The following is a 24,223-nucleotide window of genomic DNA, read 5'->3' on the forward strand; positions in this document are numbered from 1 at the left end:
TCTGGGCCATTTTTTTGCTGGGGTAATTAGCTTGATTAGGCTGCGTGGGCACAAAGGCGTGCCCACGCTACATATTTTAATGCACCGCCTGCAACATCTTCTCCACCACCTTTTTAGCGTCGCCAAATACCATCATGGTTCTATCCATATAGAACAAATCATTATCTAGCCCCGCATAGCCTGCACTCATCGAGCGTTTAACCACCATCACGGTTTTGGCCTTATAGGCTTCTAAAATGGGCATGCCGTAAATGGGGCTGGTGGGGTCGTTTTTGGCTGCGGGGTTGACCACGTCGTTGGCACCAATAATTAGGACTACGTCGGCTGTGGAGAATTCGCTATTGATTTCTTCCATCTCCACCACTTTATCGTAAGGTACTTCGGCTTCAGCCAGTAGCACATTCATATGCCCTGGCATGCGGCCCGCTACGGGATGAATGGCGTAGCGCACGTCCACGCCGCGGGCGGTGAGTAGATCGCTTAGCTCTTGCAGTGCGTGCTGAGCGCGGGAAACGGCAAGGCCGTAGCCCGGCACAATAATCACTCTTTCTGCGTTTTCCATCAAAAACGCTGCATCATCGGCACTGCCCGTACGGTAGTTTTTTTGCGCCGAGCCAGCAGGGCCTGCAATGGCAACTGCAGCCCCAAAGCCACCGAGCAGCACCGAAAGAATCGAGCGATTCATGGCTTTGCACATAATGTAGGAAAGAATCGCCCCTGATGCGCCGACGCAAGCGCCAGCAATAATCAGCACAGGGTTATTCAGCGTAAAACCAATCCCCGCCGCTGCCCAGCCCGAGTAAGAGTTAAGCATAGACACCACCACCGGCATATCGGCTCCGCCAATGGGGATAATCAGCAGTACACCCAGCGCTAGTGCAATCGCCGTCATAATCAAGAAAGAAGATTGGTTATCGCTCACCACATAAATAGCGCCAAAGCCCAGCATGGCCAGCGCCAGCACTAAATTTAAACCGTGTTGGCCTTTAAAATTAATCGCCCTTGCGCCAAATTTGCCAGAGAGCTTGCCGTAGGCAATCACCGATGCACTAAAAGTGATTGCACCAATAAAAGCGCCGATAAATAGCTCGGTTTTTTGCATACTGCCGTGGGTCACGCCGGTATGGAAAATTGCGGCAATGGCAATCAGCACCGCTGATAAACCCACCAAAGAATGCATGGCGGCAACCAGCTCGGGCATAGAGGTCATGGCTACGGTGCGCGCTCTGTAAGCGCCAACCACAGCGCCCGCGCTCATGGCGGCTAAAATCAGCCAGACTACCGGTTTATCGGCCACAAAAAACGAGGTGGCAATAGCAATCGCCATGCCAATCATGCCAAAGAAATTACCGCGTCTGGCAGATAAAGGCGATGAAAGCCCTTTCAGCGATAAGATAAACAGTACGGCAGAAATCAGATAAAGAATGGAAGTAAAGTTCTGCATTATTTTGCCTTCCTTTTAAACATCGCCAGCATGCGCTGCGTGACTAAAAACCCACCAAAGATATTAATACTGGCAAGAAAAATAGCCACGGCACCTAAGACGCTGGTGATGCTGATTTCTTGCGCGTTGATATCCACCACTTGCAGCATCGCCCCAACAATAATGATGCCGCTGATGGCATTGGTCACCGCCATCAGCGGGGTATGCAGGGCAGGGGTGACATTCCATACCACGTGATAGCCAACAAAAATAGCCAGAATAAAAATAGTCAGGCTGCCAATAAAGGGATCCGTGCTTAGCGTATGGCTGCTGACTTCTGCAACGGCAGAGGCTGCTAAAGATAGCGACATTGCTTACTCCATATATGTTTTGAGGTTATGTAGGGTGGGCACGTCTTTGTGCCCACGCGGCATAGGCTGTTTTGCCACCTGTGGGCACAAAATTACCCTATATAACGGTTGCTGCGCGGCTTGGGGCTGCTTCGGCTTTTTTGCCAAATATGGCAGCGCCTTGATGGCAGACTAGCGTGGCTTTTATGATCTCATCCTCAAAATGCGGGGCGTATTTAGCCTCGGTATCTTGAAGTAGGCTTAAGAAAGTCAGCATATTGCGCGCATAAAGCGCGGATGCATCGGCAGCCAGCAGGCTAGCTAAATTGCCATGGCCGACAATAATTACGCCATTGTGGCTATGCACCACTTCCCCAGATTTAGAGAGCGGGCAATTGCCGCCGCTATCTACCGCTAGATCAATTATCACCGAGCCTGCTTTCATGGCCTTAATCGTGGTCTCAGGGATCAACACTGGCGCGGCTTTGCCTGGGATTTGTGCCGTACTAATAATAATATCGGCAAGGCGGGCTTGTTGATCAATTAAGGCGCTTTGGCGTAGCTTGTAATCATCCGACATCTCACGCGCATAGCCACCGGCGGTTTCTGCCGCTGCCTTTTCGGCATCGCTAAGCGTAACTTCAATAAACTTGCCGCCTAAGGACTCTACCTGCTCACGCGTGGCGGGGCGCACGTCAAACACCTCAACAATTGCGCCGAGCCGCTTGGCGGTAGCGATGGCTTGTAAGCCAGCCACGCCCGCACCCAGAATCAACACCCTTGCTGGTTTAACCGTCCCTGCAGCGGTCATCAACATCGGCATAAAGCGGGGATAGTATTGCGTTGCCAGTAATACGGCGCGATAGCCCGCAATATTGGCTTGCGAAGATAAAACGTCCATCGATTGGGCACGGGTAATCCGTGGCACCAGCTCCAGCGCGTAAGCACTGATTTGTTTGTTACTGAGCGCTTCTAAATGGGGGTAGCGATGAATATCAAACAGGGCCACAAGGGCAGCATGCAAAGGAAGCTGGGCCAGTTCATGCGCTTCTGGCGCACGGACTTTTAAAATAAGTTGCGCGCCCTGATAAAGCGCGTCTGTATTGTTGGCTATTTCAGCACCTGCCTCGGTATAGGCTGCGTCGCTGATGGCGGCATGGATGCCAGCCTTACTCTCTACTCTGACCGTATGCCCAGCTTTAATCAGTTTTTTTATTGTCTCCGGCGTCGCAGCAACCCGGAACTCCCCAGGCAGCACTTCGGCGGGAATGGCAATCAACATATCTGTTTCCTCATGGTTATCAGAGCAATGGGCAAACAATGGAGGTTTATGTCAGTTTGAATATTGGCCTGAGTCAAATAAGACCGAGTTTGATCTTATCGCAGTGCAACATTAATTTGCCGTGTGAAGTGTTCAATTACTTTGAAGGTGTTGTATTTCGTGTGAATCCACCCCATAAAGCATCTATTTTTGTAATGTGTTTACCTTATTATTGGGGTAAAAATAGCACGATGTAACTTGATTTTAGCGGCCGCTGCAGGCTTATTTTCAAATGAATGTATGAAAAAAACACCGTGTATTTAGATGATTTATTGTATTTTTTTATCTTGGATCTATTTTTTGCGGGTGCTTGGGCTGCTTGTTGCACGGCTGGCAGTTAAAGCTTACACGTGGCTTGTAATAAAAATGCTATTGATAATCATTATCATTTATAGGAGAATCAATTTATACACTCTATCGAGGCAATAGCATGAATGCATATTTGGTTGGCGCAGATGTACTGGGCAATATTCCTGATCTTTTATCCAGCTACGGTATTAAGGTGCATAAGCATGTTTCAGGGCGTAATGCCGCGCACCAGCGCAAGCCTGCCAGCTTAAAAGGCGCAGATCTATTAATCTTATTTACTGATTTTCTAAGCCACAATGTGATGCGCGCTTATCGTGATTTAGCGCATGAAGAGAACGTACGCTTTGTAGCTTGCCGCCGCTCGGTCTGTGCCTTGAGCCAATCGTTAGACAAAATAGAGTGTACGAAGGTGTGCGATGCATGCCCCAATAAAAAAATCCATTAATACGGCTAATCAGCCAGCAGCGGCAATAATTGCCGAAGTCCTGCATAAATAGGTTCATAAGCCCGCCAGAATGCGGGCTTTTTGCATGGCACGCTTCCTGCTTCATCTATATCCATAAACAGCGTATCTTATGCTTTATGATGATAAAAACTGGAGTTTGGCTATGTTAGGTCGTTTGGACGATTACTTCCGCCCGCAAGAAACTGCGCTGTCACTGCGCAGCCAGCGGCAAGAAGTATTGGCTTCAAATATCGCCAATAACGATACGCCAGGGTATAAGGCGCGCGATTTTGATTTTAAAAAATCGTTTGAAGCCGCCCTACAAAAAAATCCAGTGAAGCCTTTAGTCGCAACAGACTCGCGTCATTTACAGCCAAAAGAGAGTATTGATCCCCTGTCTAAGGCCTTGCTCTACCGCAATCCAAGACAATCTGGCATTGATGGCAATACGGTGGATATGAATGCCGAAATGGCAGCGTTTACCGATAACGCCATCCGCTATCAGGCAGGGATTACTTTTATGCAAAAACGGGTTGAGAGCCTGCGTTCTGCGCTAACGGGCCAATAAGAGAGCTAAACCATGTCTATGTTCAGAGTGTTTGATATTGCTTCAACCGCCATGCACGCACAGACCACGCGTTTGAATGCGGTGGCGTCTAATTTAGCCAATGCAGAATCGATTACTAGCTCCAATGGCCAGCCTTATCGCGCCAAGCAGGTGGTGTTTCAATCGGCGCAAATGCCGGGTGGTGGCAAGGAATCAGTTGGGGTGCAGGTGGCAGGGGTGATCGAAGACCAAACACCGCCTAAGCTGGTGTACGACCCAAAAAATAGCTTGGCCGATGCCAATGGCTATGTGGCCATGCCAAACGTGAATGTGGTTGAAGAAATGACCAATATGATTTCAGCTTCACGCTCGTATCAAACCAATGCCGATGTTATGAATACTGCAAAAACCCTGCTGCTGCGCACGCTGGCGCTGGGCCAATAAGGAGAATCATCATGGTTGCTCGTACAACGGTTAATTCAAGCACAGATTATGCCGCGCTGAATCAAAAAGCAGGAGCGGGCAAGGCCTCTGCGGCCGATCAGCAGCAAGATCGCTTTCTTAAGCTGCTGGTTAAGCAATTGCAAAGCCAAGACCCAATGAACCCAATGGATAATGCGGCAACGACCAGCCAGATGGCACAGATTAGTAGCGTAACGGGGATTGAAAAGCTCAATACCACCATGCAAACCATGCTGGCGAGCTTTTCTGCCGCACAAAGCTTTCAAGCGGCCGCCTTAATTGGCAAGGAAGTGCTAACGGTAGGCAATAAAATGAAGTTTGATGGCACCAAGCCCGTTGATACACGCGTCGATCTGCCATCGGGTGTGAGTAATATTAAAGTATCCATCATGGATAAGAACGGCCTTGTGGTCGATAACATCACCTTGCCACAACAGCCCGCAGGCGCAGCGGCCGTGGCTTGGGATGGCAAAATGAATAATGGTGAAAAAGCCCCAGCGGGAGATTATTTAATTTCTGCGCGCGGCGTGCAAGATGGCAAGGAAATTGCTTTAAATACTTTAACGTGGCAAACCGCTAGCAGCGTTGAGCTGGCGAAGACGGGTGTCAAAGTGATGTTGGCGGATCAAAGCAGTGTTGATTTTAGCGCGGTAAGGCAAATTCGCTAGTTCAAGGCATCTGCAGTAAACAATTTTTGAGGGTACGGTTATGGGTTTCCAGCAGGGCTTGAGTGGTTTAAGTGCGTCGTCAAAAAGCCTAGACGCGATCGGTAATAATATTGCCAACTCTAGCACGGTCGGTTTTAAGCAATCGCGTTCAGAGTTTGCAGATATGTATGCCAACTCATTCGCTAGCTCATCGACCATCTCTGGGATGGGCGGGCGCACGGTTGCGGTGACTCAGCAGTTTGGTCAGGGCAATATCACCTCCACCAATAACCCGCTGGATATCGCCATTACGGGAAATGGATATTTCCGCATGATGGATGGAGATTCCGTTAGCTACACCCGTAATGGTCAGTTTCAAGTCAATAAAGACGGCTTTATTGTGGGTAATACCGGCCAAAAATTAACCGGCTGGCCCTTTGATATCAATGCCAATGCCTTGCAAAAGGGCGGCAATCCATCGCCTTTGCAATTGTCTGTGGGTAATATCGGTGCAAAAACCACTGGTTGGACAGAAGTGGTGGGTGGCGGTATTAGTGCAGGCCTACAGTTTGGGATGAATTTGGATGCTAGCCAGCTGCCTAAAGATAGAACTAATCCTCTTGCGGCCAATTATGTGGGTGCGCTGAACCCTGCTGATATTAAAACCTTTACCAATTCAACCTCGGCACAAGTTTATGATTCGCAAGGTGTTGCGCATAGCTTAACCATGTATTTTACTAAAACCGCACCCAATACTTGGGAAGTCAGAACGCGTTTTGATAGTGATCCGGTTTCATTGCCTAATAATGACCCGCTCAATTTAAATCCTTATCCAAATGTTACTTTTGATTCAAATGGTAAATTGATCAATGCCACGCCACTGGCTTTTAGTACCACGCTTGCTTCCGGAGCAACCTCGCCTTTGGCTTTTCATATTGGTTTAGAAGGTACAACGCAGTACGGTAGCCCATTTGGGGTGAATACGATTAGGCAAGATGGTTATCCTGACGGCGTGTTAACTGGGGTTGCGGTAGATCGTGAAGGGGTGATGCTAGGTAAGTATTCCAATGGGCAAAACAGGGCCATTGGACAAGTCACACTGACCAACTTTGCTAATTCGCAAGGGCTGCAAAACTTAGGTGACAACCGCTGGGGAGAAACCTTTGCATCGGGCCAGCCTAGAACCAACGATCCTGGCACCAGCGATTTAGGCTCCTTGCAATCGGCCTCGGTGGAAGACGCCAACGTTGATCTAACCGCTGAACTGGTTAATTTGATTACAGCACAACGCACCTATCAGGCCAATGCGCAAACCATTAAAGCGCAAGATACTATCTTGCAAACGATTGTGAATCTGCGTTAATTGATAGGGTAGAAATGATTTTTTAAAATCATTCTACCCACGTGTTTTTATGCCCATGCCCGAGTAAACACAATGGATCGAATGCTGTATATCGCGATGACTGGGGCCAAGCAAACCATGCTGCGCCAGGCCTCGGTTGCCAATAATTTAGCTAATGTGGCTACGCCTGGGTTTAGGGCGGAGCTAACGGCTTTTCGCGCTGTGCCCGTGATTGGTGGTGTGGGCGCGCCCAGCCGTGCTTATGTGGTGGAGCAGGGTACAGGGGCTGATTTTACGCCGGGGATTATCCAGCAGACTGGGCGTTCTTTAGATGTGGCGGTGAATGGGGCGGGTTGGTTGGCGGTGCAAACCCCAACGGGTGAGGCCTATACCCGTAACGGTGGCTTTGAAATTGATGCCGCAGGCTTGTTAAAAACCCGTAGTGGCTTGGTGGTGCAGGGCGAAAATGGCCCGTTATCTATTCCAGAAAATACCCGAATTACTATTGCTAAAGACGGCACGATTAATGGCTCGCCTTTTGATAATCCGTCGCAGGCGGTAGAAATTGGCCGACTTAAATTAGTTAATCCGCCAGAAAACGAATTAGAAAAAGGCAGTGATGGCCTGTTTCGCCAAAGAAATGGCGAGGTGGCTCAGGCAGATGTTGGCGTAAAACTTGCTTCAGAATCCTTGGAAGTGAGTAATGTGAATCCGGTAGATCAGTTGGTGCATATGATCGGTGCGCAGCGCCAATATGATTTACAGATTAAAATGATGCAGACCGTCGATCAAAATGCCAGAAGTGCCGCGCAGTTGCTTTCATTAAATGGTTGATTATTAAAAACTTTATCCACTAAATGCACAAAAAACACGAACAGATGGCACGTAGTAATCACTCATTGCTTCATTTAAATGCCAACTTATTAAAATTAAGTACTTACTAGCCTAATAAAAAAGAAAGTAGATTAAGTTACCTGATATGTCTCTTGCTCAATGGACTCTGTGTAGATAGGTTTCTTGAGTGTTGGGCTTGGTTTTTGAATGTGTAGGGCGGGTGAAACCCGCGAGCCATGCAGAAGCAATACGCGGGTTTCACCCGCCCTACGATATTTATAATGAAATTGAGTAAGAGACATAATCAGGTTAAGTTAAGGTCGTGGGTATTTATTGGTTTTTTCGTGTGTTTAGTGTTTTTCGTGGACTAAACGTCCATATGTGTAACATTAGATAATAAAATAGGAAGTACGCATCATGATGCGCTCGCTGTGGATTGCTAAGACTGGCATGGATGCCATGCAGATGAATGTGGATGTTATCTCGCATAACTTGGCCAACGTCAGCACCAATGGTTTTAAGCGTGAACGCGCGGTGTTTGAAGACTTGCTTTACCAAAATTTACGCCAGCCAGGCGGATCAACCAGTGCGCAAACCCAGCAACCAACCGGCTTGCAGCTTGGTACCGGTGTGCGGCCTGTGGCCACGGCCCGTATCCATATGCAGGGTAATTTGCAGCTTACCGATGGCCCGCTGGATATGGCGATTAATGGCCAAGGTTTTTTGCAAATTGCCATGCCCGATGGCACCACGGCTTATACCCGTGATGGCTCATTTCAAGTGGATAGCCAGGGTGCCGTGGTCACCGCCAGTGGTTATGCCTTGCAGCCTGCTTTGCAAGTTCCGCAAGGCACTACAAAACTCACTATCGCTAAAGATGGTACGGTGACTGCCATTGTAAATAATGATGCGGCAGCGCCTGTGCAGTTGGGTAATATTCAGCTGGCTACTTTTATTAATCCGCCAGGCTTGCAATCTGTGGGTGAAAATCTCTACTTAGAAACCACGGCCTCTGGTGCGCCAACGGTAGGTACGCCCGGTACAAATGGCTTGGGCGCGCTTAACCAAGGCTATGTAGAAACATCGAATGTGAATGTAACTGAAGAACTGATCAATATGATTCAAGCGCAGCGCTCGTTTGAAATTAATTCGCGAGCCATTAAAACCTCGGATGAGATGCTACAAAAGCTCACTCAGTTGTAATGAGGGGATGTAAATGAAATTTCACCTTGCCACAGCGGCAATGATTGCCGTACTGCTTGCCGCATGTACTACGCCTCCCTCGGTGGTGACCTTGCCAACCACGGCCAGACCGGCTCAGCCGGTTGTCGCCAGCATCAATAATGGTTCTATCTTTCAGCCCAATAGCTCACGTTTATTATTTGAAGAGCGGGTAGCGCGCAATATTGGTGATCTACTCAATATCACCATCGAAGAAAACCTCGCTGCGGTTAATACTTCCAATAGCAGTAGTAATAAAGCCGGATCCTTGGATTACAGCACTAAGGGTAATATTCCGCTGCTGCCGTGGGATATCGAGCAATATTTCTCACGCGAAGGCACCGCTGCGGTTAAGTTGGCGGGTACAAATAAATTTGAAGGCAAGGGGGCGACCAACAGCACCAATACCTTTAAAGGCACGATTGCCGTGACGGTGATTGATTTACTCGCCAATGGCAATCTGATTGTGGGTGGCGAAAAGCAAGTTGCCGTGAATAATCAAATTAATACCCTGCGTTTTACTGGGGTGATTAATCCGCTGGATATTAAAGCGGGTAACACGATTTCATCGAATAAAGTGGCCGATGCGCGCATCGAGCAGCTGGGTGTTGGCTCAATGGCCGATGCCAATACTATTGGCTGGCTACAGCGATTTTTCTTAAATGTAATGCCGTTTTAAATAGGTTGTGTATATGTACCGTTTTGCCCTTATCTGCTGCTTTTTGTTTGCTTTGGCGCCTGCGCAGGCTGAAAAAATAAAAGACTTAGCGTCGGTTGCGGGGGTAAGGAATAACCAGTTGGTAGGCTATGGCTTGGTGGTAGGTTTGGATGGTAGCGGCGATCAAACCACGCAAACGCCATTTACCGTGCAATCGGTGGTGAATATGCTGACTAATCTGGGGATTCAAGTGCCTGTTGGCGGCAATATGCAGCTTAAAAACGTCGCAGCCGTAACCGTGACGGCAACCTTGCCGCCTTTTGCTCGGCCTGGCCAGCCGCTAGATGTGACGATTGCTTCGATTGGTAATGCAAAGTCTATTCGTGGTGGCACATTACTGATGGCCCCACTTAAGGGGGCGGATGGGCAGATTTATGCGATGGCACAGGGCAATATTATTGTGGCTGGGGCAGGCGCATCGGCGGGTGGATCAAGCACGCAGGTTAATCAACTGGCTACAGGGCGAATTCCTGCGGGTGCGACGGTAGAAAAAGCCGTGGCTACTTTATTAGGCAATGGTGAGTTTGTGCAGCTGGAATTGCTAACCACTGATTTCACCACCGCTAATCGCGTGGTGAATGCCGTGAATTCCCAATTCTCAGGTACGGCAGTGGCTTTGGATGGCCGAGTAATCCAAGTGCGCGCGCCGCAAGATAATAATTTGCGTGTGGCTTTTTTATCCCGCTTAGAAAACATTGATGTCACCCCCGCAGAATCAAGCCCTAAGGTAATTATTAATGCGCGTACCGGCTCGATTGTGATGAATCAGGCGGTGAAGCTAGATAGCTGCGCTATTGCACACGGCAATTTAACCGTGACCATTACGGCAGATAATACCGTTTCCCAGCCTGATCCACTCTCTGGGGGTAAAACCACCAAAGTGCAAAATGCCGATATCCAAATTAAAGCGGATAAAGGCCCCATTGTGCGTTTACCTAAGTCCAGCACGCTGCGAGACGTGGTGCGCGCTTTAAATGCTGTAGGCGCAACGCCGCAGGATTTATTGGCTATTTTGCAAGCCATGAAGGCTGCAGGTAGTTTGAAGGCGGAGTTGGAAGTGATTTGAGTTTTCTGTACACGGTGGCTTACGCCAAAATACCGGCTAACCCACCTTAAGAAACGACTCCTTATTCTCGATGCCTGATAGGCACGCTTATTGCTTCATACTTGCTTAATCTCTTATTAAGCGTTGGTCAGTATGATCTCCTCAGCCACTCCTTCTAGTAATGATCTTGCCATTGATGTGCGTGGTGTGGATAGCTTACGTCAGCTGGCTCGCAAAGATCCGAGCAAAGCGGCTTTAGAGGTTGCGCGTGAATTTGAGGCTTTGTTGACCAATCAAATGCTCAAATCAATGCGTGAAGCCACGCCTAAGTACGATGAGATGGAATCAGGCACGGCGGATATGTTTCGCGGCATGCACGATCAGCAGCTCTCGCAAATGTGGTCTAAGCACGGTGGCGTGGGCTTTGCTGAATCTATTGTGCGGCAAATAGAATTGCAGCGTGATCCTTCGCTCTACCAAAAGCCATCACGTACTTTGCACAATGATTTACCAGCGGCAAAAGCGGCCGAGGCTTCGGCAAAAGATGCCGTATCGGGTGATTCGTTTGTAGCAAAGCAGGTGGGTAATGCCAGCGCCGCCGCCGCGGCTTTAGGCGTATCTGCCCATGTTTTAGTGGCACACGCTGCCTTAGAGTCAGGCTGGGGTAAAAAGCCGATTCGGGATGCGGCGGGTGCAGATAGCCATAATCTCTTTGGCATTAAAGCAACTAAAGATTGGCAAGGCAAAACCACAAATATCACCACTACCGAGTTTATTGGTGGGCGGGCTCAAAAGCGGGTAGAGAGCTTTAGAGTGTATGACTCGTATGCAGAAAGCTTTAATGATTACGCTAGCTTAATCAAGCGCCGCTACACCGAGGCTATGGGCCAAGGAAGTAATGCGCAGGGCTTTGCAAAGGCTTTGCAAACCGGTGGCTATGCTACAGACCCGCAGTATGCAAATAAATTAGCGCAAGTTGCTGAGCAATTACGACGTCAATTAGCCTGATTTTAAATAGTGGCAGATAGGCTTTTTATTCCGCCTTCAAGTATGGGCCGTTTGTGCCGATAAATAGTAGCAAAGGAGTTGCATCATGGGAGCCAGTGTTTTTGGTATCGGCCTAAGTGGCCTAAACGCAGCAAGCTTAGGCTTGAGTACGACTGGGCATAATATTGCCAATGCTAATACGCCTGGCTATTCCCGCCAAAACGTGAAGCAAAGTGCCCCTTACCCTCAATATACCGGTAATGGTTTTACTGGGCTTGGCGTACGTGTGGATACCGTGCAGCGCTCTTATGATGAATTTTTAACTAAGCAAGTTCAAACCGCTACCTCTCAAGACAGCTACTACGGTACTTATCTTGCTGAAATTAAGCAGGTTGATAACTTGGTGGCCGATCCTGCTGCGGGCGTGTCACCGGTTTTGCAATCATTTTTTAGCGCAGTCCAAGGGATGGCCACCAATCCAGCGTCTTTGCCTGCTCGTCAATCTTTAATGAGCAATGCACAGGGCTTGGTAAACCGTTTCCAAGTGTTTGATCAGCGGCTTTCTGAAATGCGCGCAGGCGTAAATGGCAATTTAGTCAGCGCTGCTGATCATGTCACCGCCTTGTCTAAACAAATTGCCCAAATTAACGGCCAAATTGCCGTTTCGAGCAGTGGTGGGCAATTGCCAAATGATTTGCTGGATCAGCGAGATCAAATGGTGTTGGATTTAAATACCCTGGTAAAGGCCACCTCTATTAAACAAAGCGATGGCTCTATTAATGTGTTTATTGGCAATGGTCAAAATCTGGTGGTAGGTGGCACGGCCTATGCCATTGCTGCAAAGCCTTCTATTAGTGATCCACAACGGCTTTCTATTGTGTACACCCAGGGAGCCATTGATGCAGAAATTCCTGAAACCATGCTCACAGGTGGCCAATTGGGTGGCTTGCTTGAGTATCGGAGCAAAGTATTAGATTCAGCACAAAACTCAATTGAGCGCATGGCTGTGGTGCTAGGACAGACGTTTAATGCCCAGATGCGTCAAGGGCAAGATTTGTACGGCAATATGGGGACGAATTTTTTTGATTACCCGCAAGGGAATGTGTCTTTAATGCATACCGTGGTTGCCCCTCCAGCTGCCAATGTGAGCTCTACATTTGCCACGGTAAGTTTGCCAGCAGGGGTGAAGAGTGTAGCCAGTGATTACTCTTTGAAATACGACCCCACAATCCCTGGCAATGAGTATGTGATTACTCGTTTATCGGACAATGTGTCGCAGTCGGTGAGTGCAGCCTCTATGGGGACGGGTCCTACCGTCTTGGGTTTAACTTGGAATGTGGTTGCAGGCACGATGGCGGCGGGTGAAAAAGTAGGGGTCAGTATGCCGCCTGTTATTGGTAATGTGCTGTCTAATCGCAACAACACCGCTGCTATTCCGCCTGCTGTAGCCCCTGTGTTGGGAGGCTATATTGAAGACGTGAGTAAAATTCAGGCCAGTGATTATGAAGTATTTTACGATGGCACTGATTACCAAGTGACGCGGCAATCGGATGGCCAGCGCACCCAAATTACTGGTGGAGTGGGCGGGCAATTTGCTAATAATGCTAATTCTATTGTTGTAGACGGTTTGCGTTTAAGTTTTTCGCAAGGAACGCCAACGGCAGGTGATCGGTTTACCGTGCAACCCTACGCGGGTTTTAGCCGTAGTTTAAGCATTAAGCCAACAGATCCACGGGTGATTGCCGCAGGTGTGCCTATTATTTCAAATACACAACGTACTAATACGGGTACCGGTAAAATTAGCCAAGTATCGGTGGATGCGGCGTCCACCATCACCACACAATCGGCGGTTAACCCTGCGCTTAAAAATCCGGTTACGATCACTTTTGCCTCGCCTACTACCTATACCTTAACCGATGGCGCAACAACATCTGCGCCGATTGGTTATGTAGCAGGCCAGTTGATTTCCTTTAATGGCTGGAATGTAAAAATTGATGGGCAGCCAGCACAAGGGGATAAGTTTTCTATTGATCCTGGTACCTCGCTAGATGCCGATGGCCGTAATGCCTTGAAACTGGGCGAATTACAGTCGCGTAAAATAATTGACGGCGGTAAGGCTAATTATCAAGAGGCTTATGGGCAGATGGTTGCGGTGATTGGGGCAAAAACCAATGAAGTGGCTATTATGTCGACCGCACAAATTGAGGTGCGTAAACAAGCCGAAATTTCGCGTGATTCTGTTTCTGCTGTGAATTTGGATGAAGAAGCCGCTAATTTATTGCGCTATCAGCAGGCTTATCAAGCCTCCAGTAAAGTAATTCAAATTGCACAACAAGCATTTGATGCCATTGTGCGAATTGGTGGCTAATAGGTGTTTTAAGCCTATTGCTCAGTATTTATAAGGAATAAATAGCATGCGTATCGCCACCACGACCATTTATAAGCAAGGTGCTGCAGAATTGCAGCGCCATTCTAGCGTGCAAGCGAAATTGCAAAATCAATTGTCGACGGGCCGTCGCGTGCTGACGCCTGCTGATGATCCTATTTCATCGGCAAAAATATTAGATGTCACTCAAGCACAAGAGCTAAATAAGCAGTATGCCGTGAATAGCCAAACGGCGGATTCGGCAATGCGCCTTTCTGAATCAACTTTGCATCAAGTCACTGAGTTGCTACACGATATTTATTCCTTGGCGGTGAGTGCTGGTAATCCTTCGCAAACCGTTGCAGAAAAAAAGCTCCTTGATGCTCAGCTGCAAGGCCAATACAAGGAAATGATGAGCCTTGCCAATGCAACCGACGGTGTTGGCTCTTATTTGTTTTCTGGCTTCAAAGGCTCAACTCAACCTTTTAGTGAAACTTCATTTGGTAATGTGACTTACGCTGGGGACGATGGGCAGCGGCAGATGCAAATCTCTGGTTCTAGGCAGATCCCCGTTTCTGAATCGGGTTATCAGATTTTTCAAGCGGGCCGCACCGGTAATGGCAGTTTTGTTAACTCTGCAAATAGTGTGGCACCCGGTAATAGTGGCAGCGGCATCGTCAGCCCTGGCGAAGTGGTGGATGTAACTAAATGGAATAACCCAGCTCATTCACAGAAATTTAAGCTTGAGTTTCAATCGGTGAATGATCCGGCAAACCCAGGTAAGCCGGTGATTTCTTATGATCTGATTGATAATCAGCCACTGCTTGCCGATGGCGTGACTGCAAATACTAACTTCAATAAATCATTAGTGGATGGGTATGATTACACTGCCGGTGTAAGGCCTGCTATTCCTGGTCAGCTTAATAATTATCCGCGTCCTTATGTGCCAGGTGGCGATATTCAGTTTAAAAACCTAGCCACAGATCCGGTTGGAATCCCGCCGGTTGCCGCTTGGGATTACGGCATCAAAATGAATGTAACTGGGCAGCCAAGTACAGTGATTGGCCCCTTAGGCGCGAGCGCCACTCCTACAGGGATTGTTGCTAGTGGCGTTTTAGATTCATTTAATGTTGATCCAAGCCGTAATAATGGCGATATTTTCCAAACCATGAAGGTTTTTTCTGATGCTCTGAATAACTATCAGACTAGCCCAACAGGGATGGCTAACTTTCATAATCAACTGAATACTGTCTTGCAAAATACCAGCAATATGCTAACCAATGTGCTGAGCTCAAATGGTAGCTTTGGGGCCAAAATGGTGGAAACGCAATCAGTACAAGATACCAATGGCGATTTAAAAGTGCAGTACGGGCAAACCTTGTCACAATTACAAGATTTGGATTACTCCACCGCACTGAGTGATTTTTCTTTGACCCAGACCCTGCTTGAGGCTTCGCGCAAATCGTTCTCTCAAGTGCAAGGTTTAAGCTTATTTCAGTACATTAACTAGTCGCAGCTTAGCAATGAGGCGGCCATTAATTGGCCGCTTTTTTTTGTGCTCAAGCTGGCCTTGGTCTACTCCTGTATTATTCGGCCTATGGCTAAAATTCGATCTACTTTTATTTGTCAGCTTTGTGGCTCAGCTTCACCGAAGTGGCAGGGGCAATGCCCAGGTTGTGGCGAGTGGAATACACTGCAAGAAGGCGTAGCAGAGACTGCACCAAGCACGCGCTTCCAATCTTTGGCTGCCGATGGGGCAATCCACCAGTTGAGCGATGTAGAAGCGGCTGAAATTCCTCGTATTGCTACCGGCATGGCCGAGCTTGACCGCGTGTTAGGCGGTGGCTTAGTGCCAGGTGGCGTGGTGCTGATTGGTGGTGACCCAGGGATTGGTAAATCAACGCTACTCTTGCAAGCGATGACGCTGCTGGCGGCGGCAAGAGCGGTTTTGTATGTGTCTGGTGAAGAATCGCCGCAGCAAATTGCTTTGCGTGCCAAACGCTTAGGTTTACCCGCTGGCAAAGTGGCCTTGTATGCTGAAATTGGCTTAGAAAAAATCTTAGCCGCCCTAGAAAAAGTCGGCCCCCAAGTAGCGGTAATTGACTCGATCCAAACCGTTTATTCTGAGGCCTTAACCTCCGCACCGGGTAGCGTGGCGCAGGTTAGAGAATGTGCAGCCCAGCTCACCCGGTATGCCAAGCGCACGGGCACGACTATTTTCTTGGTTGGCCATGTCACCAAAGATGGCGCCATTGCTGGCCCGCGCGTGCTTGAGCATATTGTTGATGCCGTATTGTATTTTGAGGGCGACACGCATTCTAGTTTTAGGTTAATACGCGCCATTAAAAACCGCTTTGGAGCGGTCAATGAGCTGGGCGTGTTTGCCATGACGGATAAAGGCTTGCGTGAAGTCTCAAATCCTTCGGCATTATTTTTATCCCAGCACAAAGAGCCGGTGCCAGGTAGCTGCGTACTGGTGACGCAAGAGGGCACGCGGCCGTTATTGGTGGAGATTCAAGCCTTGGTAGATGATGCACATTCACCTCAGCCCAAGCGCTTGGCTGTAGGGGTGGAGCAAAACCGCTTGGCTTTGCTGCTGGCGGTGTTGCATCGCCATGCGGGGATTGCTGCATTTGATCAAGATGTGTTTATTAACGCGGTAGGCGGCGTGCGGATCGCCGAGCCTGCGGCAGATTTGGCGGTTTTACTGGCGATTGTGTCCTCGCTCAAAAACCGGCCCTTGCCAGAAAAGCTGGTGGTGTTTGGTGAGGTGGGGCTGGCTGGTGAAGTGAGGCCAGTGCAGCGTGGGCAGGAGCGCCTGCGTGAGGCGGCAAAGCTGGGCTTTACCCATGCAATTATCCCTAAGGGTAATCGTCCGCGCCAAGCGATTGAAGGAATGACAGTAACGCTGGTTGAGCGTTTGGATGAAGCCGTTAGCGCGGCAATGTAAGTTTTCTAGTACAATGGGCTTGAAAAATAAGCGTACGCCCACATCAATAAAACATTGCTGGCTGCTTCATCCTTCGTCTAGGATTCGTTGAGCCAATCGATTACCCCCATGCTGGAGATTTAATATGAGTGAACATATCGCACAGGTAACAGATGCCACTTTTGATGCTGAGGTTTTACAAGCACAAGGTCCTGTTTTGGTTGATTACTGGGCTGAGTGGTGCGGTCCGTGCAAAATGATTACTCCTATTTTGGAAGAAGTGGGTGCTGAGTACGCAGGTCGTTTGAAAGTCGCTAAGCTTAATATTGACGACAACCAAGCTACGCCGCCTAAGTACGGCATCCGTGGTATCCCTACATTAATGTTGTTTGTGAACGGTGAAGTAAAGGCAACTAAGGTTGGTGCGTTGTCAAAATCACAATTAACCGCATTTCTTGATAGTAATATTTGACAGTACTAGTTAAACCCGTATAGGCTTCTATGTATTCAACTGGGCCAGCCGGATATTCTTTTCGGCCCGCCCAGTCTATTATCTAATTTTCCCTTCCCGATTTATTCAAGCGCGCCCTCCTATGCACCTGTCTGATTTAAAACACCTCCACGTTTCCGAACTTGTTGATATGGCTACGTCTTGCGAGATTGACGGTGCAAACCGGCTGCGTAAGCAAGATCTCGTTTTTGCCATATTGAAAACTAAAGCCAAGAAAGGCGAAAACATTTATGGCGATGGAACGCTAGAAGTGTTGCCTGATGGTTTTGGGTTTTTGCGAAGCCCCGATACCTCGTATTTAGCTGGTCCTGACGATATTTACGTTAGCCCTAGCCAAATTCGTCGCTTTAATCTGCATACTGGTGACACCATTGACGGCGAAATTCGAACGCCTAAAGATGGCGAGCGCTATTTTGCTCTGGTTAAAGTCGATAAAGTAAATGGTGAGTCGCCAGAAAATGCCAAGCATAAAATTTTATTCGAAAATTTAACGCCGTTATTCCCGAATAAGCGCTTGCATCTTGAGCGTGATATTCGCGCCGAAGAAAACATCACCGGCCGCATCATTGATTTAATCGCACCTATCGGTAAAGGCCAGCGCGCACTGTTAGTTGCGCCGCCAAAAACCGGTAAAACCGTGATGTTGCAGCACATCGCCCATGCTATCAGTGCCAATCACCCTGAAGTAATGCTGATTGTCTTGCTGATTGACGAGCGCCCTGAAGAAGTGACCGAAATGCAGCGCTCCGTGAAGGGTGAAGTGGTTTCTTCGACCTTTGACGAGCCAGCAACACGCCACGTACAAGTGGCAGAAATGGTGATCGAAAAAGCCAAGCGCCTCGTTGAGCATAAAAAAGACGTGGTGATTCTGTTAGATTCGATTACTCGTTTAGCTCGTGCCTACAATACCGTTGTGCCTGCTTCAGGCAAGGTACTAACGGGTGGTGTGGATGCAAATGCCTTGCAGCGTCCTAAGCGCTTCTTTGGCGCCGCGCGTAATATTGAAGAGGGTGGCAGCTTAACCATTATTGCAACGGCACTGATTGATACCGGTAGCCGTATGGATGATGTGATTTACGAAGAATTCAAGGGTACGGGTAATAATGAAATCCACCTTGATCGTCGTATGGCAGAAAAACGCACTTATCCAGCACTCAATGTTAATCGCTCCGGTACACGTCGCGAAGAATTGCTAATTCAGCAAGATCAATTGCAAAAAATTTGGGTTCTGCGCAAATTACTTTATCCAATGGATGATTTGGATGCGATGGAATTCTTGTTAGATAAAATCAAAGGCACCAAAAATAATATGGATTTCTTTGATTCGATGCGTCGATAATTACAAAAGCGCAGCTTGTTCAAATTGCGCTTTTGTGCGATCATCTCGTTTTTATGGCTAGTGTTGGCACAACCCCAGCACGCTAACAAGGGAAGTAAAATGAAAGACGGCATTCACCCAGAATATAAAGAAGTGGTATTCCACGACACAGCTGCTGATTTTAAATTTATCAGCCGTTCTACTCTGACTGCTAAACAAACTATCGTTTGGACAGACGGTAAAGAGTACCCGCTGGTTAAGTTGGATATCTCTTCAGAATCACACCCGTTCTACACCGGTAAGCAAAAGATTGTGGACACTGCCGGTCGCATCGACAAGTTCCGTCAAAAATACAGCATGTACGGCAGCAAGGAATAATTGTTCCTGCGCAGTATCTGAAAAAGGCAGCCACGCGCTGCCTTTTTTGCATTTAAAAAATAGTTTTCAAAAATCCGGCCAAAACAACCGGACTATCGTGGGCTCTGGGTAAACACCATGCTGACTTATATTCCTCCTGCAGATCGGGAGCCCCTGCCTGTTGGGGCAGAAAAGCCTTGGCTATTGCTACTTCTTTGTTTGGTTTGGCTTGTGCCAGGTTTGATTGGCCATGATCCTTGGAAGCCTGATGAAGTTGAAACTGCTGCAGTGATTCAGCAGTTTATGCATGGCGCTTACTGGTCTATTCCACAATTTGCAGGACAGCCTTATTTAGAAAGCGCTCCTTTGTATTATTGGACCGCCGCCTTGTTTGCTTGGCCTTTACAAAAACTAGGGATGGCCGTGCACGATGCTGCTCGTTTAACGACGGGTATTTGGATGGCACTAGCATTGTGGGGGTTAGGTTTGGCAGGGCGGGAGCTTTATGGCCGCCGCTATGGCCGAGTTGCTGTGATTACCATGATTGGCTGTATTGGTTTGATTATTTGGGGGCATCATCTTTCCCCTCAGGTTTTGGTGTTAGCAGGGTTTTCTTGGCATGCCTATGGTCTTGCCTATGCATTACGTCAGCCGCTTAGGGCTGGGTTTATCTTAGGACTAGCATGGTTGCTATTATTGCTTGGGGGAAATTGGGCTGAATTTATATTGGCATTCAGTTCTGCTTTGGTTTTGTTTTTATTTAAACCTTGGCGCAGCACGTCCTATGCGGTGAGTTTGTTGTGCGCTTTAGTGATTGCTGTGCCCCTGAGTGCAATTTGGCCGATTGATCTTTATCAGCATGCGCGGCCTGTATTTGATTTGTGGCTAGGCCAATATGCTTTGGGGCCGTTTGGTGGTTTGACTAATTTCAAAGCATTTCATGCTTTTGGTTTTTTCTTTTCTATTGCACTGTGGTTTGCATGGCCAGCATTACCCTTGGCGATGTGGGGGCTATGGGCAAATCGTCATCAGCTAAGCCAGCCTAAGATGTTGTTGCCAAGTGTTTTGCTGCTTATGCATGTGCTTTGGTTTGTGATGGCGGGGGACGCACGTGAATCACATGCCTTAATTGTGTTATTGCCTCTCTCTATTTTGGCTGCGAGCGGGGTAGATGATTTGCGCCGTGGCGCAGCTCAAGCGCTTAACTGGTTTGGTTTGATGACTTTTGGTCTCTTTACTGGGCTGTTGTGGTTAGGATGGCTTGCCGTGCATACGGGAGTGCCAACCGGCATGGCTAGAGCGCTGCGGGAGGCGAGCCCCGCTTATCAAGCACAGTGGAGCTGGCTAGGAATTGTGTTTGCGCTTTGCTTAACAGGAATCTGGGGTCTTGTCATTGCTCGTAAACGTCCGCCAGGACGTTTGGCAGTAACCAATTGGGCTTGTGGTGTGACCTTGATTTGGGGAGTGTTAATTAGCCTCTGGCAACCATGGCTAGATGCATCAAAAAGCTATCGTGCAGTATCTTATTCATTACGAGATGCCATGCAAGGGCAAACCTCCTGCATTGATGGGCGTCATATTTCATCGGCACCACTGGCTTCTTTTGAGTATTTTGCAGGTATTACCCTAAGGCAGGGGAGCAAGGCCGAAGCTTGCCGTTTACGGATGAGTGTGGGTGGAGAGCCCTTGGGTAGTACGGTGTTATGGCGTGGCAATCGTGCAGGTGAGCAAAAAGAGTCCTTCGCCCTGATTGAGGTTCCACTGTAAAAAAAGGATCGTTTACATTTAAGTAAACGATCCTTTTTTTACATCTACTGCATCATCGCTGGATGATTTTATTTTATATTTAAGTTGGCCGTATTTTTAGCTGCATGAGCCGCTGTATCTTCTATAACCTTACGGCGCACATAAAAAAATATATACACCGCCATGCCTAAAATAAACAAGATAGTAAATAGGCTTAATAAGCCAATATCAGAAGTAAATAGCGCTTGTAGTGGTGTGTTTTCCATCTCGCTCTCCTTGCTTTTATATAGCCCTAATATAAAAGAAGAATGGGGGAGAGTGGCTTGATGTGTATCAAGGTATGTATACCAATTGCGTAAATACTTAGTCTTTAATTTTTTTTGTTATTCAGTAACGCAGCCAAGAGTGAAACGTCAACAGACCCTAGGGCAATCCCTCTATGCCTTTCCTTACTTAGAAATCTGACTGTAAATCACGGTTTGATTGCGGCCATTGTTTTTGGCTTGATAGAGCGCTTGGTCGGCTCGTTTAAGAATACTATCTATCTTTTGATCGTCACTAGATAACAGAGCCATCCCAATGCTGGCGGTAAATTGTAATATTTGCTCATTTGGCAAATTAATCCGTTGAGCCTCAATGCGTTGCCTTAATCTTTCAGCCACAGGATATCCCTGCTCTAAAGTAGTTTCAGGTAACAAAATAGCAAACTCTTCGCCCCCAATCCGGCCTATTAAATCGATATCTCTTAGGGTTGATTTGCAAAGCTCGGCTAGGCTTTGAATTGCTTTATCACCAATATCATGCCCCCAACTATCATTAATGCGCTTGAAGTGATCTATATCGAGCATGATAACGATTAATGGCTGCTGATTACGTTTGGCGCGGGCAATTTCATGATTGGCGCGGTCTGTAAAATAGGAGCGATTAAATAGGCCTGATAAGCTATCTATGGTTGCGCGGTGCTGCAGCTCTGCCTCTAGTTGTTTTCTGGCGGTAATATCGCTAATTCCAATCATTAACGTGCTAGATTGGGCGCTTTCACTGATCGACATTGATAAGCTACCCCAGAAAGGTTGCCCGCCTTTCTGCTGGAGCATCACTTCAATATTTTGCTGCGCTTGCCCAGATTGTATTTTCTCAACTTGCTCGATGAAATTAAGTTTGGTTTTATAAAGCTCAAATACGCGTTGAGATAAAGCACCAGCCTGTGTTTGATTAAATAACTCGGCGGCCTGATGATTGATATAGGTAATAAAGTAATCTGGTGTACGGGCAAGAACAATTGCTACCGGGCTGGTTTCAATCATTTGCCTAAAGCGTGCTTCACTAGCATTTAAGTGTTTTTCTTTTTTTTGTAAATTTTGGGTTAAACGATGTGAGCGCCAAAAGAAATAGCACATGAGCAAGGCCATGATTAATAAAGTGCTTCCACCGTATAAATAGTAGAGGGTGTTTTTGCGCCAGCGTAGTAAATAATCAAGCGAAGAGCTACTGGCTACAATAAAAAAGGGCGTATCTTTAATTGAGTGATAGCTACTAACGCTTTGCGCGGTTTGGGAGTGATTAATTAAGACCGCAGTTTCTTTGCCGCTGATTAAATTTTGGATAATGGCCTTATCAAGGGGAGGGCTAATCACATCAGCAGGGTATTGGGCAATGACATTCAGCTCTTGATCAATAAGCTGAATATTGCCATGTTGTCCTAGGCTAATTGTACTGAGTAGCTGTTCAAAGTATTCACGGCTAATGCTCGCCACAATGAGCCCTGCAAACTCGGCTTTGGCCGTTTCAACACGGCGGGCAACAACAATCCCCGTATTATGTTGATTACTACTGAGCTTGGAGTAAATGTTTTCGTGATAAGGATTGTTACGGATAATTTGAAAATAGTCGTGATTAATCAACTGACCACTACCGGGTAAGTCTAGGGCGCGGTGATTAATGCTGCTATTACTGCTGACCAGTGCAATATTATTGGCTTGGTGGATTTTGACTAATTTATCTAATAGTAGATTTTGAATTTCTTTATTTCTAATCTCACCGCGCTCAGCGCTGGCGATATCTTCACTAGAGATTCGATCACTTATATCGCTGAGTACGAGTTCTATTTCTCGCAACGAATTATTGATTTGATTGGTGATTGCTTGGGCTTGATGGTCGGTCTCGGTATTGGCTTTTTGAATCTCAAAGCGATAAGAACTATTCACCTGATAGGCTAAAATAAAAATCATCCCTAGGCCAAAAAACATGGCAAGTAGGGTGAGGAAAGCAGATTGGCGAGTAGTCCAGTTCATGGTATGGGTAGTAGAAAAGTAATTAGACAAAAATTTACTAGCCCTCTCACCTGCTTGCCTTGTTAGGCATACTGCTGGTGCATTTTGCTGAAAACTCATGTTTTACTTATTCTACTGCCCTAGCCCTAAGAATTAGTCGCGGAAATTTTGATATTGCAATGGAAAATCAGTAATTGATTTTCTCATTAGAGCAATCACTTCTTGCAAAATATCGCGCTTAGCGCCAGTGACGCGCACTGTGTCACCTTGAATGGCGGTTTGTACTTTGAGTTTTTCATCTTTAATTAATTTAATGATCTTTTTAGCTAAGTCTTGATCAATACCCGCTTTGATCTTCATTTCCATTTTTACTTTATTACCAGATATTTTTTGCACGTCACCACTTTCAAGACGCTTGCTGCTATCGGCTTCTTTTTTCTCTAGTGCTGGAAATAAAATATCTTTAACTTGATCCAGCTGAGCATTAGAATCGCCGTGCAAGGTGATGGTTTCATCTTTTTCGTTTAATTCAACTTTGGCGCTGGTGCCTTTAAAATCAAAGCGATTATTGATCACACGATCAACTGCGTCGATGGCGTTTTTGAGGGCAACCATATCGAGTTCGGAGCTAATATCGAAAGAAGGCATGTTGCTTCCCTTTAAAGTAAATAGTTAATAAATAAAATTATGCAAAATGACAAACATAATGCAGTGTTTCTAGTGTTTCAATTGTAAAGCTGGAGTTTGCTGGCACATTAAAGCTTTGGCCTGCAGTATAGGCGGTGGCGCTTGTTTCATCTGCCAATTTAACTTGGCAGCTACCTGCAACGACTTCCATTATTTCTGCCGTAGCGGTATTAAAAACCAGCTTGGATGGCAGAATCACACCAACGGTTTTTTTCTCACCACTGGCTAAAATAAGGGTATGGGAAACACATAGGCCATCAAAGTACCTGATTATGTCTCTTGCTCAATTGAGGCTTGAAATACCCCTCTTGGACAAGGTTTAGCCTGCATCACGGCTTTGAGTAATCGAGGAATCAGAGCGCACAGGTCTGCTCGACGATTGAAAC

General features: G+C 47.2%; 24 protein-coding genes. 17 read left to right on the forward strand and 7 right to left on the reverse strand.

Annotated features, from left to right (window positions below; genetic code table 11):
- Positions 1-76 precede the first annotated feature (76 nt).
- From R6242_RS13480 to R6242_RS13490, 3 genes are all read right to left on the reverse strand, one after another.
- Positions 77-1,444 (reverse strand): NAD(P)(+) transhydrogenase (Re/Si-specific) subunit beta, encoded by a 1,368-nt coding sequence (locus tag R6242_RS13480; RefSeq protein ID WP_318427601.1) that lies wholly within the window; start codon positions 1,442-1,444, stop codon positions 77-79.
- The gene (locus R6242_RS13485; protein ID WP_293935896.1) at positions 1,444-1,794 is read right to left on the reverse strand and encodes a proton-translocating transhydrogenase family protein; all 351 of its coding nucleotides are present in this window, start codon (positions 1,792-1,794) and stop codon (positions 1,444-1,446) included. Before R6242_RS13485 ends, R6242_RS13480 begins: the two co-directional genes overlap by 1 nt.
- A gap of 97 nt (positions 1,795-1,891) precedes the next feature.
- The gene (locus R6242_RS13490; RefSeq protein WP_318427604.1) at positions 1,892-3,055 is read right to left on the reverse strand and encodes a Re/Si-specific NAD(P)(+) transhydrogenase subunit alpha; all 1,164 of its coding nucleotides are present in this window, start codon (positions 3,053-3,055) and stop codon (positions 1,892-1,894) included.
- 469 nt (positions 3,056-3,524) lie between these two features.
- Between R6242_RS13490 and R6242_RS13495 the strand changes: the two genes are divergently transcribed.
- From R6242_RS13495 to R6242_RS13575, 17 genes are all read left to right on the forward strand, one after another.
- Positions 3,525-3,848 (forward strand): DUF2325 domain-containing protein, encoded by a 324-nt coding sequence (locus tag R6242_RS13495; protein WP_318427607.1) that lies wholly within the window; start codon positions 3,525-3,527, stop codon positions 3,846-3,848.
- 163 nt (positions 3,849-4,011) lie between these two features.
- Positions 4,012-4,416, forward strand: coding sequence for a flagellar basal body rod protein FlgB (flgB, locus tag R6242_RS13500; protein WP_318427609.1), 405 nt, complete (start codon positions 4,012-4,014; stop codon positions 4,414-4,416).
- A 12-nt stretch (positions 4,417-4,428) separates the two neighbouring features.
- Entirely contained in the window at positions 4,429-4,839 is a 411-nt protein-coding gene (gene flgC, locus R6242_RS13505) for a flagellar basal body rod protein FlgC (RefSeq protein WP_293933770.1), read from the forward strand.
- A gap of 11 nt (positions 4,840-4,850) precedes the next feature.
- A complete protein-coding gene (locus tag R6242_RS13510; protein ID WP_293933772.1) occupies positions 4,851-5,525 on the forward strand; it encodes a flagellar hook assembly protein FlgD in 675 nt (224 codons plus the stop codon).
- Positions 5,526-5,565: 40 nt separating this feature from the next.
- The gene (gene flgE / locus R6242_RS13515; protein WP_318427614.1) at positions 5,566-6,867 is read left to right on the forward strand and encodes a flagellar hook protein FlgE; all 1,302 of its coding nucleotides are present in this window, start codon (positions 5,566-5,568) and stop codon (positions 6,865-6,867) included.
- Between the two features lie 72 nt (positions 6,868-6,939).
- The gene (flgF, locus tag R6242_RS13520; RefSeq protein WP_293933776.1) at positions 6,940-7,680 is read left to right on the forward strand and encodes a flagellar basal-body rod protein FlgF; all 741 of its coding nucleotides are present in this window, start codon (positions 6,940-6,942) and stop codon (positions 7,678-7,680) included.
- A 417-nt stretch (positions 7,681-8,097) separates the two neighbouring features.
- A complete protein-coding gene (flgG, locus tag R6242_RS13525) occupies positions 8,098-8,883 on the forward strand; it encodes a flagellar basal-body rod protein FlgG (protein ID WP_293933779.1) in 786 nt (261 codons plus the stop codon).
- 13 nt (positions 8,884-8,896) lie between these two features.
- Entirely contained in the window at positions 8,897-9,580 is a 684-nt protein-coding gene (locus tag R6242_RS13530) for a flagellar basal body L-ring protein FlgH (protein ID WP_318427617.1), read from the forward strand.
- 13 nt (positions 9,581-9,593) lie between these two features.
- Positions 9,594-10,685, forward strand: a complete 1,092-nt coding sequence (locus R6242_RS13535; protein WP_318427619.1) for a flagellar basal body P-ring protein FlgI — start codon at positions 9,594-9,596, stop codon at positions 10,683-10,685.
- 132 nt (positions 10,686-10,817) lie between these two features.
- A complete protein-coding gene (flgJ, locus tag R6242_RS13540; RefSeq protein ID WP_318427623.1) occupies positions 10,818-11,672 on the forward strand; it encodes a flagellar assembly peptidoglycan hydrolase FlgJ in 855 nt (284 codons plus the stop codon).
- A gap of 85 nt (positions 11,673-11,757) precedes the next feature.
- Positions 11,758-14,019, forward strand: a complete 2,262-nt coding sequence (gene flgK / locus R6242_RS13545; RefSeq protein WP_318427625.1) for a flagellar hook-associated protein FlgK — start codon at positions 11,758-11,760, stop codon at positions 14,017-14,019.
- A 46-nt stretch (positions 14,020-14,065) separates the two neighbouring features.
- A complete protein-coding gene (flgL, locus tag R6242_RS13550; protein WP_318427627.1) occupies positions 14,066-15,526 on the forward strand; it encodes a flagellar hook-associated protein FlgL in 1,461 nt (486 codons plus the stop codon).
- Positions 15,527-15,613: 87 nt separating this feature from the next.
- Positions 15,614-16,966, forward strand: a complete 1,353-nt coding sequence (radA, locus tag R6242_RS13555; protein WP_318427629.1) for a DNA repair protein RadA — start codon at positions 15,614-15,616, stop codon at positions 16,964-16,966.
- A gap of 124 nt (positions 16,967-17,090) precedes the next feature.
- Positions 17,091-17,417 carry a thioredoxin TrxA gene (gene trxA, locus R6242_RS13560; protein ID WP_293933796.1) on the forward strand — a complete coding sequence of 109 codons (327 nt, stop codon included), beginning with the start codon at positions 17,091-17,093 and terminating at the stop codon, positions 17,415-17,417.
- 121 nt (positions 17,418-17,538) lie between these two features.
- Entirely contained in the window at positions 17,539-18,795 is a 1,257-nt protein-coding gene (gene rho / locus R6242_RS13565) for a transcription termination factor Rho (protein WP_293933798.1), read from the forward strand.
- A 99-nt stretch (positions 18,796-18,894) separates the two neighbouring features.
- A complete protein-coding gene (locus tag R6242_RS13570) occupies positions 18,895-19,152 on the forward strand; it encodes a type B 50S ribosomal protein L31 (protein ID WP_130107238.1) in 258 nt (85 codons plus the stop codon).
- Positions 19,153-19,269: 117 nt separating this feature from the next.
- Positions 19,270-20,898: a hypothetical protein gene (locus R6242_RS13575; RefSeq protein WP_318427632.1), complete on the forward strand. Its 1,629-nt coding sequence runs from the start codon at positions 19,270-19,272 to the stop codon at positions 20,896-20,898.
- Between the two features lie 68 nt (positions 20,899-20,966).
- Here the strand turns inward: R6242_RS13575 and R6242_RS13580 are convergent, their stop codons facing one another.
- The 4 genes from R6242_RS13580 to R6242_RS13595 form a co-directional block, all read right to left on the reverse strand.
- Positions 20,967-21,143 carry a DUF3149 domain-containing protein gene (locus R6242_RS13580; protein ID WP_318427634.1) on the reverse strand — a complete coding sequence of 59 codons (177 nt, stop codon included), beginning with the start codon at positions 21,141-21,143 and terminating at the stop codon, positions 20,967-20,969.
- A 183-nt stretch (positions 21,144-21,326) separates the two neighbouring features.
- Positions 21,327-23,201 carry a diguanylate cyclase gene (locus R6242_RS13585; RefSeq protein WP_318427636.1) on the reverse strand — a complete coding sequence of 625 codons (1,875 nt, stop codon included), beginning with the start codon at positions 23,199-23,201 and terminating at the stop codon, positions 21,327-21,329.
- 102 nt (positions 23,202-23,303) lie between these two features.
- Positions 23,304-23,798, reverse strand: coding sequence for a YajQ family cyclic di-GMP-binding protein (locus R6242_RS13590; protein WP_293932293.1), 495 nt, complete (start codon positions 23,796-23,798; stop codon positions 23,304-23,306).
- A gap of 37 nt (positions 23,799-23,835) precedes the next feature.
- Positions 23,836-24,111, reverse strand: a complete 276-nt coding sequence (locus R6242_RS13595; protein WP_318427641.1) for a pyrimidine/purine nucleoside phosphorylase — start codon at positions 24,109-24,111, stop codon at positions 23,836-23,838.
- Positions 24,112-24,223: the final 112 nt, after the last annotated feature.

The organism is Iodobacter sp. CM08 (assembly GCF_033446605.1).
Classification (GTDB): Bacteria; Pseudomonadota; Gammaproteobacteria; order Burkholderiales; family Chitinibacteraceae; genus Iodobacter.